12 protein-coding genes are annotated in these 14,519 nt (G+C 65.7%); 11 read left to right on the top strand and 1 reads right to left on the bottom strand.

What is annotated here, in order from left to right:
* Positions 1-121: 121 nt before the first annotated feature.
* Complete coding sequence (locus tag KBA48_RS21430) at positions 122-907, bottom strand: SDR family NAD(P)-dependent oxidoreductase (protein ID WP_292910190.1); 786 nt, start codon at positions 905-907, stop codon at positions 122-124.
* Positions 908-1,009: 102 nt separating this feature from the next.
* On the opposite strand from KBA48_RS21430, the gene KBA48_RS21425 reads away from it, so the two are divergent.
* The 11 genes from KBA48_RS21425 (at position 1,010) to KBA48_RS21375 (ending at position 14,514) form a co-directional block, all read left to right on the top strand.
* Positions 1,010-1,954 (top strand): LysR family transcriptional regulator, encoded by a 945-nt coding sequence (locus tag KBA48_RS21425; protein ID WP_292910188.1) that lies wholly within the window; start codon positions 1,010-1,012, stop codon positions 1,952-1,954.
* Positions 1,955-2,041: 87 nt separating this feature from the next.
* Entirely contained in the window at positions 2,042-2,671 is a 630-nt protein-coding gene (locus tag KBA48_RS21420) for a type II toxin-antitoxin system PemK/MazF family toxin (protein WP_292910186.1), read from the top strand.
* A 142-nt stretch (positions 2,672-2,813) separates the two neighbouring features.
* A complete protein-coding gene (locus KBA48_RS21415; RefSeq protein WP_292910184.1) occupies positions 2,814-3,791 on the top strand; it encodes an alpha/beta hydrolase in 978 nt (325 codons plus the stop codon).
* Positions 3,792-4,037: 246 nt separating this feature from the next.
* Complete coding sequence (locus KBA48_RS21410) at positions 4,038-6,251, top strand: TonB-dependent receptor (protein WP_292910182.1); 2,214 nt, start codon at positions 4,038-4,040, stop codon at positions 6,249-6,251.
* An 11-nt stretch (positions 6,252-6,262) separates the two neighbouring features.
* Positions 6,263-7,471, top strand: a complete 1,209-nt coding sequence (locus KBA48_RS21405; protein WP_292910180.1) for a serine hydrolase — start codon at positions 6,263-6,265, stop codon at positions 7,469-7,471.
* A 3-nt stretch (positions 7,472-7,474) separates the two neighbouring features.
* The gene (locus KBA48_RS21400; RefSeq protein WP_292910178.1) at positions 7,475-8,506 is read left to right on the top strand and encodes a helix-turn-helix domain-containing protein; all 1,032 of its coding nucleotides are present in this window, start codon (positions 7,475-7,477) and stop codon (positions 8,504-8,506) included.
* 9 nt (positions 8,507-8,515) lie between these two features.
* The gene (locus KBA48_RS21395; RefSeq protein ID WP_292910176.1) at positions 8,516-9,793 is read left to right on the top strand and encodes an acyl-CoA dehydrogenase family protein; all 1,278 of its coding nucleotides are present in this window, start codon (positions 8,516-8,518) and stop codon (positions 9,791-9,793) included.
* On the top strand, positions 9,790-10,827 hold the full coding sequence (locus KBA48_RS21390; RefSeq protein WP_292910174.1) for a phosphotransferase family protein: 1,038 nt from the start codon (positions 9,790-9,792) through the stop codon (positions 10,825-10,827). Before KBA48_RS21395 ends, KBA48_RS21390 begins: the two co-directional genes overlap by 4 nt.
* Before the next feature lie 11 nt (positions 10,828-10,838).
* Positions 10,839-11,615, top strand: a complete 777-nt coding sequence (locus KBA48_RS21385) for an SDR family oxidoreductase (protein WP_292910172.1) — start codon at positions 10,839-10,841, stop codon at positions 11,613-11,615.
* Between the two features lie 21 nt (positions 11,616-11,636).
* On the top strand, positions 11,637-13,310 hold the full coding sequence (locus tag KBA48_RS21380) for a class I adenylate-forming enzyme family protein (protein WP_292910170.1): 1,674 nt from the start codon (positions 11,637-11,639) through the stop codon (positions 13,308-13,310).
* 28 nt (positions 13,311-13,338) lie between these two features.
* Positions 13,339-14,514: an acetyl-CoA C-acyltransferase gene (locus KBA48_RS21375; protein WP_292910168.1), complete on the top strand. Its 1,176-nt coding sequence runs from the start codon at positions 13,339-13,341 to the stop codon at positions 14,512-14,514.
* The last annotated feature ends 5 nt before the right edge of the window (positions 14,515-14,519 follow it).

Raw genomic sequence — 14,519 nt, 5'->3', positions numbered from 1 at the left:
GTTTCCCGATCCATCCCCCACCGCTTGGTATGGGTGGCCACCCACACCAAGCGGACCATTCTTCCCGAATGAGCCGGGGAACTCATAAGACAAGCATGTTTCCGGTTCCCGGAAATACGCTCTAGCGGAAGCCCGCCAGATTGAACCCGCCATCGGCCAGCAGGCTTTGCCCCGTGACATGGCGCGCACCGTCGGTGGACAGCCAGACGGCGACATCGGCAATGTCCTCCGGCTCGGCCAGACGTTTCAGGGCGCCATGGTTGGCCAGCACGCCCAGCGCCTCCTCCGGGAAGCCGGCGATCATGGCGGTGCGGGTGACGCCGGGGCTGACGCAGTTCACGCGGATGCCGGCGGCCCCGACCTCCAGCGCCAGCACACGTGTCATCGCCTCGATGGCGGCCTTGCTGGCGGCATAGGCGGTCAGGCCCGCCGTGGCACCATTGGCCGCGATGGAGGAGGTATTGACGATGGCCCCGCCAAAACCGGCGGTCCGCATGGCCGCGACCTCATGCTTCAGCAGCAGCCAGGTGCCGCGCACATTGGTGGCGATGACCCGGTCGAAATCCTCCACCCCATGCTGGTCGATGGGGCTGTAAGAGGAAAGGCCGGCATTGTTGAAGGCGATGTCCAGCCGCCCGAACCGGGCCAATGTCGCCGCGATCAGATTGGCGACCGCCCCCTCGTCCGTCACATCGGTGGGCACGGACAGCGCCGTGCCACCCTGCGCCGTAACGGCATCGGCCACGGATTGCAGTTCGGCGGCGCGGCGCCCGGCCAGCACGACAGTGGCGCCCAGCGCCGCATAGGCCAGGGCGGCCGCCCGGCCGATGCCCGTGCCGGCACCGGTGACCAGCGCGGTACGGCCGGCCAGCGGGCGGGCGGCGGGGGACGCAAAGATGGAAGTCATGGCAATACCCTTCAAGTCAGGAAGGGCATCAGCGTGAGGCCTGTCATTATAGACAACAATCCATCATAATCCGCATGGGGTATTGGGCCGGAGCCATCAATCATGCGCGGATCGGAATTCACGGAACTGACCGCCTTCCTGACGGTGGCCAGGGAACGCAGCTTCCGCCGCGCCGCCCTGCGCCTGGGCCTGTCGCCCTCCTCGCTCAGCCATATGATCCGCGATCTGGAAACGCGCCTGGGCGCGCGCCTACTGAACCGCACGACGCGCAGCGTGGCCGTGACGGAGGCGGGACAGGCCCTGCTGGCCCGGCTGGAGCCGGCGCTGGCGGAAATCGAGGGGGCGGTGGCCGCCGTGGGGGCCCGCACCGACCGGCCGTCGGGCCGGCTGCGCCTGAACCTGTCGCGCGTGGCGGCCCACATGATCCTGGCCCCGGAACTGGGCCGCTTCGCCCGCACCTATCCCGACATCCTGCTGGAACTGACCATCGATGATGCCCTGACCGATGTGGTGGCCGAAGGTTTCGATGCCGGCATCCGGGTGGGCGAACGGGTGCAGAAGGACATGGTGGCCGTGCGCCTGACCCCGGACCTGCGCCTCGCCATCGTCGCCACGCCCGCCTATTTCGCCCGGCACCAGCCGCCCCAGACCCCGCGCGACCTGTCCGCCCATGCCTGCCTGAACTACCGCTGGCCCGAAACCGGCGCCCTCTACCGCTGGCCCTTCCACGGCCCCGACGGCCCGGTGGAGGTCGCCGTGACCGGCCCGCTGTCGGTCAACGACACCGACCTGATCCTGGCCGCCTGCCTGGACAGCGCCGGCCTCGCCTGCCTGCCGGAAAGCGCGGTCGCGGAACCTTTGGCAGACGGGCGATTGGTCCGCGTCCTGGCGGACTGGTGCCGGCCATTTCCGGGCTTCTTCCTCTACTATCCGGGCAGAAGCCCGACGCCACCGGCGTTGAAGGCGCTGGTGGGGTTTTTACGAAAAAATAAGCACGAGGATATTGGTGATGATTTAAATTTTGACAGCACATTTCGAGTTTTATAAGTTTATAATGAAATACACAATCTCGTATTGACGTTAAATAATATATGATTATTATACGCAAAGGCGTACAACTGAAAGGAAAAATAAATGGAGATCAAAAAATACGTCGGAGTGGCCTTGGTAAATAGCGCTCTTTCACAAATAGAAGAAATAATATACGATCAGAGTGTTTTTGATATAACCAAGTATTTGGATAACGTATTTCATGTATACTCCCTGAGCAAATCGATTCCAAGTGATTATAAGGAGATATTTTTAGGTATTTCTATTAATCCACCAAATAACTTAAAATACCTCTCATCTGCAAGCGAATTTAACAATTCTTATGTTCAATTTTTTCAGCCAATGCGAGATGCACTTTCCAAGACTCTTTCAAGCCCAAAAGTAGAAAATACTCCACAAAAATGGGATATATGGACCATAAAAGGTGATAAAAAATTGCGCCTTGGAAAGCCAAGGCCAGCGATTGTATTTGGCAATAAAGAAGATAGGTATCTAGTTATACCTTTTTATTCCAGTCAAAAAGAAGCAATGAGAGTTCCCGCACGGTACGTTGTCACTGGATCGATAACTTACAATAAAATGAAATTGTCGCAAATCGGACACGATAATATATCAGAAATTAGCCTAGATAATTTTGGAAAATATCTCGGAGTTATCTCTAAATCAGATAGAGATATTATAGAATATTTCATAAAAAACGTCAGGAAGAAATAGTATTCTACATTCAAAATTTCAGCCATCTACTATTTCATTCCGCACAACCTGTCCCCTACGCCACGCCCAACCTGTCCTCGACGGCACCCACCCGCTCCGTTCAACTCGACCGGTTCACCCACCACCAGCCGAGGAACCACCCATGCCCACTGTCCGGGCCAACGGCATCGACATTGCCTATCGTGACGAGGGGCATGGCCCCGCCCTGCTGCTCTGCCATGGCTGGCCGGAACTGGGGCATAGCTGGCGGCATCAGGTGCCGGCCCTGGTGGCGGCCGGATATCGGGTCATCGTGCCCGATATGCGCGGTTTCGGGGATACCGAGGCGCCGGAGGCGGTGGAGGATTACACGATCCTGCATCTGGTGGGCGACATGGTCGGGCTGCTGGATGCGCTGGGGATCGAGCGTTGCGTGATCGTGGGCCATGATTGGGGGGCGCCCGTCGCGTGGCATGCCGCCCTGATGCGGCCGGACCGGTTCCGCGCCGTGGCGGGGCTGGCCATTCCCTGGTCGCCACGCGGACCCCATGGCAGCCTGATCGGCATGGCCCGCGCCCAGGGAATGGAGCGTTTCTACATGGTCTGGTTTCAGGAACCGGGCGTGGCGGAGGCCGATCTGGAGGCCGATCCCGCGGAGACCCACCGCCGCCTGCTGGTCGGCGCGTCGGGGGCGGCGGAGAAGGCGGGGCGCGGCTGGCCGCTGGTCATTCCCGACGGCATGGGGCTGGTGGGTGCCAGCCATCCCGTGCCTGTCCTGCCGGACTGGCTGAGCGAGCAGGATCTGGCCGTCTATGCCGCCACCTATCGTCGCACCGGCTATCGCGGCGGGTTGAACTGGTACCGCAATCTGGACCGCAACTGGGCGCTGACCGCACCGCTGACGGGGGCGCGTATCCAGGTTCCCGCCTGCTTCATCGCCGGGGCAGAGGATGGGGTGTTGCGCATGCCGGGCATGGCCAAGGCGGTGCGCGCCATGGATGGCATGACCTGCACGGATTTCCGGGGCACCACCCTGATTGATGGCGCCGGCCATTGGGTGCAGCAGGAAGCGCCCGAGGCGGTGAACCGCGCCCTGTTGCGCTTTCTGGGCACGCTTTGCCGTAACGGTCATTGGCGCTGATCCCAGTCCGCCTGAAGGCTGACCTTCAGGCGGATAGGAGGCCGGCGGTCGCCGGCCCGGCGCGTATGCGCCGCGAGCCAAGCCGCCGGATGGCGGCGCCCGGCGCTTGAGGGAAATTGATGTAAGATAAAAACTGTCCCCTTGCCGGTGCCGGACCTGTCCTCGACCCGCCGCCGCCCTGATCTCACACTTCCCCACAAGAAAACCGGTGATCGGCCCAAGCCGCACCGACCAGGGAGGAAGAAAATGAAGATCACGGCCAGAATGACGGTATCGGCGCTCGCCCTGCTGGGGGCTGCCCTGCCGGGAATGGCCCATGCCGAACCGGCCGCCGCCGATGCCGGCGTGGCCCAGCTTGACGAGATCATCGTCACCGCCTCGCGCCGCGCCGGGTCCAGCCAGCGCACGCCGCAGGCCGTCTCCGTGCTGGACGGCGCCACCCTGGCCGACCGGGGCCAGGACCAGTTGGCCGACATTCAGTTGACCGCGCCCAGCGTCACCTTCAACGCCACCAGCAATGTCGGCCAGTTCTATATTCGCGGCATCGGCAACAGCTTCATCAATGCCGGCGGCGATCCCGGTGTCGCCTTCTACAATGACGACGCCTATATCACCGACCAGCGTTCCACCAATACCGGCCTGTTCGATATCGACCGGGTGGAGGTGCTGCAGGGGCCGCAGGGCGCGCTGTATGGGCGCAATGCCGTGGGGGGCGCCGTCAATGTCATCTCCACCCGCCCGACTGGCACGCTGGAGGCGGCGGCCGATGCACTGGTCGGCGACCGGGGCCGGCGGGAAAGCCAGGGCCATGTCTCCGGCCCGCTGGGCTTTGCCAATACCGATGCCCGCTTCTCCTACCAGATCAAGGATTTTGACGGGTACACGAAGAACCGTCTGGACGGGCAGCCCGGCGCGCCCGACCGGCTGGACGGACAGAAGTCGCACGCCTTCCGGGTGCAAACGCTGACGCATCTGCCGGATGAGGGCAGCCTGCGCCTGCTGTTCAGCCAGTATGATCAGGACGATAATGGCGCCGCGATGCAGGTGGTGCCGCAGCCGGGCGTCATCTATCCGATCCAGACCATCAACGGATCGGTACCCAGCAGCGATCCACGGTCGATCTTCGCCAATGTCGGCGAAACCGCGCTGGACGTCACCAACCTGAATGCCGGCCTCGAACAGCCGATCGGCGACAACAGGTTGAGCCTGCTGGCCAATTACCGGTCCAGCAAGCAGCGCTTCATCAATGATTGCGACGGCACCGCCTTTGCCGGCTGCCAGTATTTCACCACCACCGACAGCGACGATTTCTTCGCCGACGCGCATGTCGCCTCCCCGGACGAGGCGACGCTGCGCTGGCTGGTGGGGGCGACATATCAGGACAACCGCGTGGATCAGGTGGTGGATGTGCAGACGCCCAGCCTGCTTTCCTACCTGGACCCGACAGCCCCGGCGGCGGCCTTCTGGCCCTTCCATTATAATGGCGGCGGCCGGGTGAAGACCCAGGCCTATGCCATCTATGCCGATGCCCGCCTGCGCCTGACCGACATCTGGGCCGTTTCCGCCCAGGTGCGTTATAGCGAGACGACCAAGAAGGCGGTGGAATTCCAGCATTTCCCCTTCTTCGGGGTGAATATCGACGGGTTCCACAACAGGCTGAAGAACGACTTCCTGCCCTTCAAACTTGGGCTGGAGGGGCAATTGAATGCCGATATGCTGGTCTATGCCAGCTACGCGACCGCCGACAAGGACGGGGCCATCAATCTGGGCGCCCTGCAGACCGCCCCCGTGCGCCCCGAAGGCGTGGCGACGGTGGAACTGGGGGCGAAGACCAGCTTTCTGGACCGCCGTTTTCGCCTGAACGGCGCCCTGTTCAGCAGCGATTACGATGACCTGCAGATCTCCCAGGTGGTGGGCACGCAGGTGGCGCTGTCCAACGCCCCGCGCTCCCGCATCCGGGGGGCGGAGATTGAGGCGACGTTCCTGCCCACGCGTGGCCTGACCCTGGGCGTCAATGCCTCCCTGCTGGACCCGACCTTCAAGCGCTTCGCCAATGGCCGGGTGCTGCCGGGTCTGGTGGGCGGCCCCGTGCTGGACCTGTCGGGCAAACAATTGCCCAATGTTGCGCGCCGCACCTTGAACCTGAATGCCAGCTACGATTTCCCGGTATCCGCCGATTTCGATGCGTCGGTCGGCGCACAATATGCCTGGCGCAGCCGGGTCTATTTCAACGAGTTCAACGATCGCAGCAACTCACAGGCCCCCCTCGGCCTGCTGAACCTCAACGCCTCCCTGTCGCCGACCGACGGGCCGTGGCGCCTCTATGGCTATGTCCGCAACGTCACCGACAAGACCCTAGTCTCCGGCACCACGATCTATAGCGGCCTGCTGGGGGCCGGCAAGGCGGTCAGTTATGCCGCCCCCCGCACCTTCGGCATCGGCGCCGGCGTTCGGTTCTGAGGGGGGCGACGATGGTGACGATCAACGGCTTCTGTGACGAACGCTTCCGCGCGGTACGGGAAGAGTTCCAGCGTAATTTCGACGAACGCGAAGAGGTGGGGGCCGCCATTGCCATCCATCTGGATGGCAAGCCCGTCGTCGATCTGTGGGCGGGTGTGGCCGACCGGGAGACGGGCCGTCCCTGGACGGAAGACACGATGGTCGTGGTCTTCTCCTCCACCAAGGGGCTGGCCGCACTTTGTATCCACATGCTGATCGACCGGGGCCTGCTGGATGTGGAAGCACCCGTCGCCCGCTACTGGCCGGAGTTCGCTGCCGCCGGCAAACAGGACATTACCGTCGCCCAGGTCCTGTCACATCAGGCCGGCCTGCCCTATTGGCAGCAGGACCTGCCCCGCGACGCCATGCTGGACTGGGATCTGATCGCCGGACGGCTGGCGGCGGAGGCCCCGATCTGGGAACCGGGCACCACCCACGGCTATCACGGCCTGACCATCGGCGTGATCGAGGGCGAACTGGTTCGCCGCATCACCGGCCGCAGCATCGGCCGCTTCCTGCGGGAAGAGGTGGCGGAGCCGCTGGGGGCCGATGTCTGGATCGGCCTGCCGGAAACCCAGGAACATCGTGTGGCGCCCCTGATCTTCGCCGATTTCAACCCGCGTTCGCCCATGGCCGCCAAGCTGCTGTCCGAACCGGACTGGCATGGCTGGAAGCTGATCAATAATGGCGGCGGGCATGTCAGCCTGGAAACCGCCAATTCCCCTGCCTACCACGCGGCCGAACTGCCGGCCGTGGGCGGCATTGCCAATGCACGGGGGCTGGCGCGCACCTATGCCGCCCTGTCGCGCGACGGGTCGGTGGATGGTATCCGGCTGGTCGGCCCCGACGCCCTGCCCGCCATGCGCACGGTCCGTTCGGCCAGTTCCTGCGACCATATCCTGCGCCTGCCCACCAGTTTCACCCTGGGCTTCTCCAAATCCTGGGGCAGCCGGTCGCTGGGGCAGGGCGAACATGTGATCCTGGGCGAACAGGCCTTCGGCACACCGGGCATGGGCGGCAGCATCGGTTTCGCCGATGGTCAGGCGGGCCTGTCCTTCGGCTATGTGATGAACCGGCACGGCACCGGCGTCGGGCTGAACGACCGGGGACAGAGCCTTGTTGACGCCGCCTACCGCGCCGTCGGGTTCAGCGGTTCCACCCCCGGCTTCTGGGTCAGGTGAGCCATGGCGGCGGAACTGGAGCCCGGCCTGCTGTCCGACCGCTATGTGACGGCCTTCTTCGGGCCGGCACAGGCGGCGCGGCTGGCCCGGTCGATCCGCCTGTCCTCTGACGGGGTGCTGCCGCCCCTGCTGTCCCGCCGCGACGTCTGGCGCATGGTCCATCGCAATGTGGCGCTGACCGACGATGAAGGACATGGCCATGGCCGCCAGCCGGTGCCGCCCAAAAGCTGGAAGGCCGTGCTGGCCCTGGTCAACCAGGCCCGCACCCTGGGTGAAGGGCTGCACAGCCTGGCCCATGTCGCCGCCATCATCCCGTCCAATATCGCCATCGGCCTGACGCCCAATGCGGAAGGCGACCTGCGCCTGGATTTCAAAAGCCAGGGACCGGCGGCGGGACAGCGGGGCGTGGAATGCTATGTCGAATGCGTGGCACTGGCCATCCATTGCGGGCTGCTCTGGATGGCCGCCCGTCCCTTCCGGCCTGCTGCGCTGCGCCTGTCGGCGCTGCTGGACCCGGCGGATGGCAGCCTGCTGGCCGGCCTCTGCCGCGACACCATGCGGGAGGGGACAGGCGTCTGCCTGACCTACCGCGCCCGCGACCTGGAGGTGCGGCTGGGCGCGCGGAAATTCATCGCCATGGGTGCGCATGTGGCCGACAGCCTGGAGATGATCGCCCAGGATCAACCCTATCACACCCGCGACCGGCGGGACGTGGTGCGGCAACTGCACGAGATGCTGCGCCAGCAGCCCGTGCCGGAACCCGCCGCCGCCCGCCGCCTGGGCCTGTCCACCGCCACCTTGAAACGACGGCTGGCGGAGAAGGGCACCAGTTTTCGCCGCATCTCCCGCGATGTGCGGCGGGACCGGCTGCTGACATTGCTGGAGACCAACCAGCCACTGGACGAGATCGCGCAGGAACTGGGTTTCGCCGACCGGCGCAGCCTGTGGCGCGCGAGCAAAGAATGGCTGGGCGCCTCCCCCACAGCCCTGCGCGGCGCGCGGCATCACGACATGACACAGACCGACCAAGGATAAGGTGGAACGATGGATTTCACATTGAGCGAGCGTCAGACGCTCTATCGCGACCGGGTACGTTCCTTCATCCAGGACCACATCCTGCCGCGCCAGGCCGACTATCACCAACAGGCCGAAACGGGGGAACGCTGGAAGGTGATCCCCGTGATCGAAGAAGTGAAGGAACGGGCCAAGGCGGAAGGGCTGTGGAACCTGTTCATGCCGCCCCATTCCGGCGCCCCGCCCGTGGATGACAGCTTCGTATTCGAAGGCACACAGCTTACCAACCTGGAATATGCCCTGTGCGCGGAGGAGATGGGCCGGGTCGAATGGGCCAGCCAATGCTTCAACTGTTCCGCCCCCGACACGGGCAATATGGAGGTGCTGCACCGCTATGGCACCCGCGCGCAGAAGGATCGCTGGCTGGCCCCGCTGATGCACGGCGACATCCGGTCGGCCTTTCTGATGACGGAACCGGCCGTCGCCTCCTCCGACGCCACCAATATCGAAACCCGCGTCCTGCGTGACGGCGACCATTACATCGTCAATGGCCGCAAATGGTGGTCCAGCGGGGCCGGCGATCCACGGTGCGCGGTCGCCATCCTGATGGGCAAGACCGATCCGGATGCCTCCCCGCATGCCCAGCAATCCATGCTGATCCTGGACCTGAAATCACCGGGCGTGACGGTGGAGCGGATGCTGACCGTCTACGGTTATGACGACGCGCCGCATGGCCATGCCCAGATCCGGCTGGAGAATGTGCGCGTGCCGGTGGGCAACCTGCTGCTGGGCGAGGGCAGAGGGTTTGAGATCGCGCAAGGCCGCCTGGGCCCCGGCCGCATCCACCATTGCATGCGCACCATCGGCACCGCGGAGGTTGCGATCGAGGCCATGGCCAAACGCCTCTTGACCCGCGTCGCGTTTGGCAAGCGCATCGCCGACCATTCGGTCTGGGAGCAGCGCATCGCGCGGGCCCGAACCGAGATCGAGATGACGCGCCTGCTCTGCCTGAAGGCCGCCGACATGATGGACAAGGCGGGCAACAAGGCGGCAAAGCTGGAAATCGCCATGATCAAGCTGCAGGCCCCGACCATGGCACTGCAGGTGCTGGACGATGCCATCCAGGCCCATGGCGGCGGCGGGGTTTCAGAGGATTTCGGTCTGGCCCGGCAATGGGCCCTGCACCGCACCCTGCGCTTTGCCGATGGCCCGGACGAGGTGCATGCCCGCGCCATCGCCCGTGCCGAATTCGCCCGTTATGCCCACCTGCCGGAAACCATCGCCGCAAAGGAACGGGTGCGGCCATGACCAGCATGCCGCAGCAGGGAACGCTGGACACAGCCGCCCTGACCGCCTGGATGCAGGCCCATGTGCAGGGGTTCCAGGGCCCCCTGACCTGGATGAAGTTCGCAGGCGGGCAATCCAACCCCACCTTCCGGCTGACCACGCCCGGCCGTCACTACGTCCTGCGCCGCAAGCCGCTGGGGCCTCTTCTGCCCTCGGCCCATGCGGTGGAGCGGGAATATCGGCTGCTGGCCGCCCTGCACCCGACCGGGTTCCCCGTCCCCCGCCCCTATGGCCTGTGCGAGGACATGGATGTGCTGGGTGCGGCCTTTTACATCATGGAGATGGTGGAAGGTCGCATCTTCTGGGACGGCACCCTGCCCGACCGCACGCCGGCGCAGCGCGGCGCGCTGTACGGCAGCATGGTCAGCAACCTGGCAGCCCTGCACGCCATCGACCCGGCCGCCGTCGGCCTGGACGATTTCGGCAAGCCGGGGAATTTTTTCGAGCGGCAGGTGGCGCGCTGGATAAGGCAGTACCGCGCCGCGCAGACCGATGACATCGCGGAGATGGAAAGCCTGATCGACTGGCTGCCGCGTGCGGTACCGCAACCGTCGGGCACCAGCATCCTGCATGGTGATTACCGTATCGACAATCTGGTCTTAGCCCAGGGCGAGGCCAGGGTGGCCACCGTGCTGGATTGGGAACTGGCGACGCTGGGCGATCCGCTGGCCGATCTGACCTACCTGCTGGTCAACTGGCTGATGCCCATGGATGGCGGGGCGGGGCTGGAGGGGCTGGATCTGACGGCGGCCGGCATCCCGTCCATAGACACGGTGCTGCATCTCTATGCCACCGCCACGGGTCGGCCCGTGCCCGACAGGCTGCATTGGTATTTCGCCTTCAACCTGTTCCGGCTGGCCGGCATCACCCAGGGCATCAGGAAACGGTTGCTGGCGGGCACGGCCAGCAGTGACGCCGCGGAGCGGACCGCCGCCAAGACCCTGCCCCTGGCCCGCACCGCCTGGGCCCAGGCCCGGCTGGCCGGCGCAGCATAAGGAGAAGCGAGATGTCCCCCTTCGATCTGACCGGCAAGGTCGCGGTCATCACCGGCTCATCGCGGGGCATCGGCCGCGCCATCGCCGACAGTTTCGCCGATGCCGGCGCCCGCGTCGTCATCTCCAGCCGCCGGCAGGAGGCCTGCGCAGAGGTCGCCGAGGCGATCAACGCCCGCCATGGCGATGCACGCGCCCTGCCACTGGCCGCCAATATCTCCAGCAAACCCGCGCTGGAGGCGCTGATCGGCGGCACGGCGGCGCATTTCGGCGGTATCGACATTCTGGTCTGCAATGCCGCCTCCAACCCCTATTACGGCCCGATGTCGGGCATCAGCGATGAGGCGTTCCGCAAGACGTTCGAGAATAATGTGCTGGCCAACCACTGGCTGGTGACGCTGGCATCCCCCCTCATGGCGGCACGCGGCGGCGGGGCGATCATCATCATTTCCTCCATCGGCGGGCTGATCGGGTCGGACGTCATCGGCGCCTACAACATCACCAAGGCCGCCGACCTGCAACTGGCCCGCAATCTGGCGCTGGAACTGGGGCCCCGCGCCATCCGCGTCAATGCCATCGCCCCCGGCATCATCCGCACCGATTTCGCCCGCGCCCTCTGGGAGGATCCGGAAGCCGAAGCCGCGATCCGTCGCGCCACACCGCTGGGCCGGCTGGGCGAACCGGCGGACGTGGCTGGCGCCGCCCTGTTCCTGGCGTCCGATGCCGCCCGCTTCGTCACCGGCCACGGGCTCGTCGTCGATGGCGGCGTCACCGTCGGCCGCAGTCTTTGACCTTGCAAGGGATTGACCTGCATGCCCGCGTCCCCCGACCAGCCGCTTTTCGATGCCTGGGCCACGCTGACGGCCCCCGACGCGCCCTACGAGGTGGCGACGGTGGCGGTCAGGGGCAAGAACCTGCGCGCCTTCCGCCACGCGCCGCCCGATGCCCGCGCCATCTGGCTGGCCACGGCGGCGTTCGGTGACCGCGATTATCTGGTCTATGGCAATGAACGCCTGACCTATGCCCAGGCACACCGGATCGTGGCGTCGGTGGCCGCATGGCTGGCGGGACAGGGGCTGCGCAGGGGCGACCGGGTCGCCATCGCCATGCGCAACTATCCGGAATGGCTGCTGGCCTATTGGGCCTGCGTCGCTTCCGGCCTGGTGGCGGTGGGCTTGAACGCCTGGTGGGCGCCGGACGAGCTGGCCTTCGCGCTGGAGGATTGCCAGCCCAAGGCCATCTTCGCCGACGCCGAACGGCTGGAAAGGCTGCCCCTGTTGGCGGAACCCATCCCCCGCGTCGGTGTGCGCATGCCGGCCCGTGATGGTGTCACCGCCTGGGCGGATATCATCGGCCAGCCCGGCTCTCTGCCCGATGTCGCCATCGATCCCGACGATGATGCCTGCATCTTCTACACCTCCGGCACCACGGGGCGGTCCAAGGGGGCGCAACTGACCCATCGCGGCTGCGCCAACACCCTGTACAGCATGTATTTCCAGGCCGAGGCGCAGGCGCTGGCCCTGGGCCGGGAGACCTCATCCGCCCCGCCCGTCGGGCTGATCACCACACCGCTGTTCCATGTCACGGCCACCAACTGCCTGGCCTATCCGGTTACGGCGGCCGGTGGGAAACTTGTGCTGATGTATAAATGGGACGCGGGTGAGGCCCTGCGCCTGATCGAGCGGGAGCGGGTCAGCATCATCACCGGCGTGCCCACCATGGCACGGGAGATGCTCAACCATCCGGAAGCCCTGATCCGTGATATCGACAGCCTGTCGGTCCTGTCCGGTGGTGGGGCGCCGGTCCCGCCCGATCTGGTGACAAAGATCGATGCCTTCCCCCGGCCGGTGCAGCCCAGCACGGGTTTCGGCATGACCGAGACCTGTGGCGTCGTCACCGCCGTGACCGGCCCCTACTTCGTTGCACGGCCCGACAGTTGCGGCCGGCTGCTGCCCACGTTCGAAGCCATGGTGATCGATGCCGATGGCCGGCCCCTCCCCCAAGGCGAAACCGGGGAACTGTGCCTGCGCGGCGCCGGCATCATCAAGGGCTACCTGAACCGGCCCGACGCCACGGCCGCCACCATCGTGGATGGCTGGCTGCGCACGGGCGACCTGGGCCGCATCGATCCCGACGGCTTCGTCTTCATCCATGACCGCAAGAAGGACATGGTCCTGCGCGGTGGGGAGAATGTCTATTGCGCGGAGGTGGAGGCCGCCCTGTTTCGCCATCCGGACGTGGTGGAGGCCTGTGTCTTCGACGTGCCTGACGAGAGGCTGGGGGAGGAGGTGGGGGCAGCCCTGGTGCTGCGCGACGGGGCCGCGCTGACGGGGGAGGATATCCGCCGCCACCTGTCCGGCCTGATCGCCCGCTTCAAGGTTCCCCGCTACATCTGGCTGCGCACCGAACCCCTGCCCCGCAATGCCAGCGGCAAGTTCCTGCGGCCCGTCCTGCGGGCCTCGCTGTCGACCGACGACGCCGTCTGACCCCATCCCCTTTCACCGGAGTGATCCCATGCGTGACGCCTTCATCGTCGCCACCGCCCGCACGCCCATCGGCCGCGCCTTCAAGGGCGGGTTCAACCTCACCCCGTCACCCACGCTGGCCGCCCATGCCATCCGTGCCGCCGTTGAACGGTCGCACATCGCCCCGGATCTGGTGGAGGATTGCGTCATCGGATCGGCCCTGCCGCAGGGGGTTCAGCATACCATTGGCCGCACAGCGGCCCTGCGCGCCGGCCTTCCCGTGTCGGTGGCGGGCCAGACGATCGACCGGCAATGCGCCTCGGGCCTGATGGCCATCGCCGCCGCCGCCAAGCAGGTGATCGTGGACGGGATGGAGGCGGTGGTGGCCGGCGGCGTGGAGTCCATCTCCCTGGTTCAGACCGACCGGCTTCGCACCGAACCCGACCCGGACCTGCTGTCCCTGCATCCCGACATCTACATGCCCATGCTGCAAACGGCGGAGGTGGTGGCCAGCCGCTACGGCATCGGCCGCGACGCGCAGGACGCCTACGCCCTGCAATCGCAGCAGCGCACGGCGGCGGCCCAGGCCGCCGGCCGCTTCGATGCGGAGATCGTGCCCGTAGAAGCCACCATGGAAGTGACCGACAAGGCCACCCGCACCAGCTTCCAGAAGATCGTGCGGGTGGAAAAGGACGAAGGCAACCGGCCGGAAACAACGCTGGACGGGCTGGCCGCCCTGAAACCCGTGGTCGGCCCTGCCGGCTGCATCACGGCCGGCAATGCCAGCCAATTGTCCGATGGCGCGTCCGCCTGTGTCATCGTCAGTGGCGATCTGGCGCGGCGGCACGATCTGCGCCCGCTGGGCCGCTATGTCGGCATGGCCGTGGCGGGAACGGCGCCGGACGAGATGGGGATCGGTCCCGTCTTCGCCGTGCCCCGGCTGCTGAAGCGCTTCGGCCTTTCCGTCGATGACATCGGCCTGTGGGAACTGAACGAGGCCTTCGCGGTGCAGGTTCTCTATTGCCGCGACCGGCTGGGCATCCCCGACGAGCGGCTGAACGTCAATGGCGGCGCCATTTCCGTCGGCCATCCCTATGGCATGTCAGGTGCGCGCATGGTGGGCCATGCCCTGCTGGAGTGCAAGCGGCGCGGCGCGCGCCATGTGGTCGTCACCATGTGTGTGGGCGGCGGCATGGGTGCTGCCGGCCTGTTCGAAGTGCTGTGAGGAGG

It is taken from the genome of Niveispirillum sp., from assembly GCF_017996735.1.
Lineage (GTDB): Bacteria > Pseudomonadota > Alphaproteobacteria > Azospirillales > Azospirillaceae > Niveispirillum.
Note: the sequence above shows the minus strand (reverse complement) of the source record. Positions and strands in the feature narration are given on the sequence as shown.

Excerpts from the sequence above, each read along its gene's own strand:
- KBA48_RS21430 (WP_292910190.1), bottom strand. The coding sequence starts at position 907 with ATGACTTCCATCTTTGCGTCCCCCGCCGCCCGCCCGCTGGCCGGCCGT.
- KBA48_RS21425 (WP_292910188.1), top strand. The coding sequence starts at position 1,010 with ATGCGCGGATCGGAATTCACGGAACTGACCGCCTTCCTGACGGTGGCC.
- KBA48_RS21420 (WP_292910186.1), top strand. The coding sequence starts at position 2,042 with ATGGAGATCAAAAAATACGTCGGAGTGGCCTTGGTAAATAGCGCTCTT.
- KBA48_RS21415 (WP_292910184.1), top strand. The coding sequence starts at position 2,814 with ATGCCCACTGTCCGGGCCAACGGCATCGACATTGCCTATCGTGACGAG.
- KBA48_RS21410 (WP_292910182.1), top strand. The coding sequence starts at position 4,038 with ATGAAGATCACGGCCAGAATGACGGTATCGGCGCTCGCCCTGCTGGGG.
- KBA48_RS21405 (WP_292910180.1), top strand. The coding sequence starts at position 6,263 with ATGGTGACGATCAACGGCTTCTGTGACGAACGCTTCCGCGCGGTACGG.
- KBA48_RS21400 (WP_292910178.1), top strand. The coding sequence starts at position 7,475 with ATGGCGGCGGAACTGGAGCCCGGCCTGCTGTCCGACCGCTATGTGACG.
- KBA48_RS21395 (WP_292910176.1), top strand. The coding sequence starts at position 8,516 with ATGGATTTCACATTGAGCGAGCGTCAGACGCTCTATCGCGACCGGGTA.
- KBA48_RS21390 (WP_292910174.1), top strand. The coding sequence starts at position 9,790 with ATGACCAGCATGCCGCAGCAGGGAACGCTGGACACAGCCGCCCTGACC.
- KBA48_RS21385 (WP_292910172.1), top strand. The coding sequence starts at position 10,839 with ATGTCCCCCTTCGATCTGACCGGCAAGGTCGCGGTCATCACCGGCTCA.
- KBA48_RS21380 (WP_292910170.1), top strand. The coding sequence starts at position 11,637 with ATGCCCGCGTCCCCCGACCAGCCGCTTTTCGATGCCTGGGCCACGCTG.
- KBA48_RS21375 (WP_292910168.1), top strand. The coding sequence starts at position 13,339 with ATGCGTGACGCCTTCATCGTCGCCACCGCCCGCACGCCCATCGGCCGC.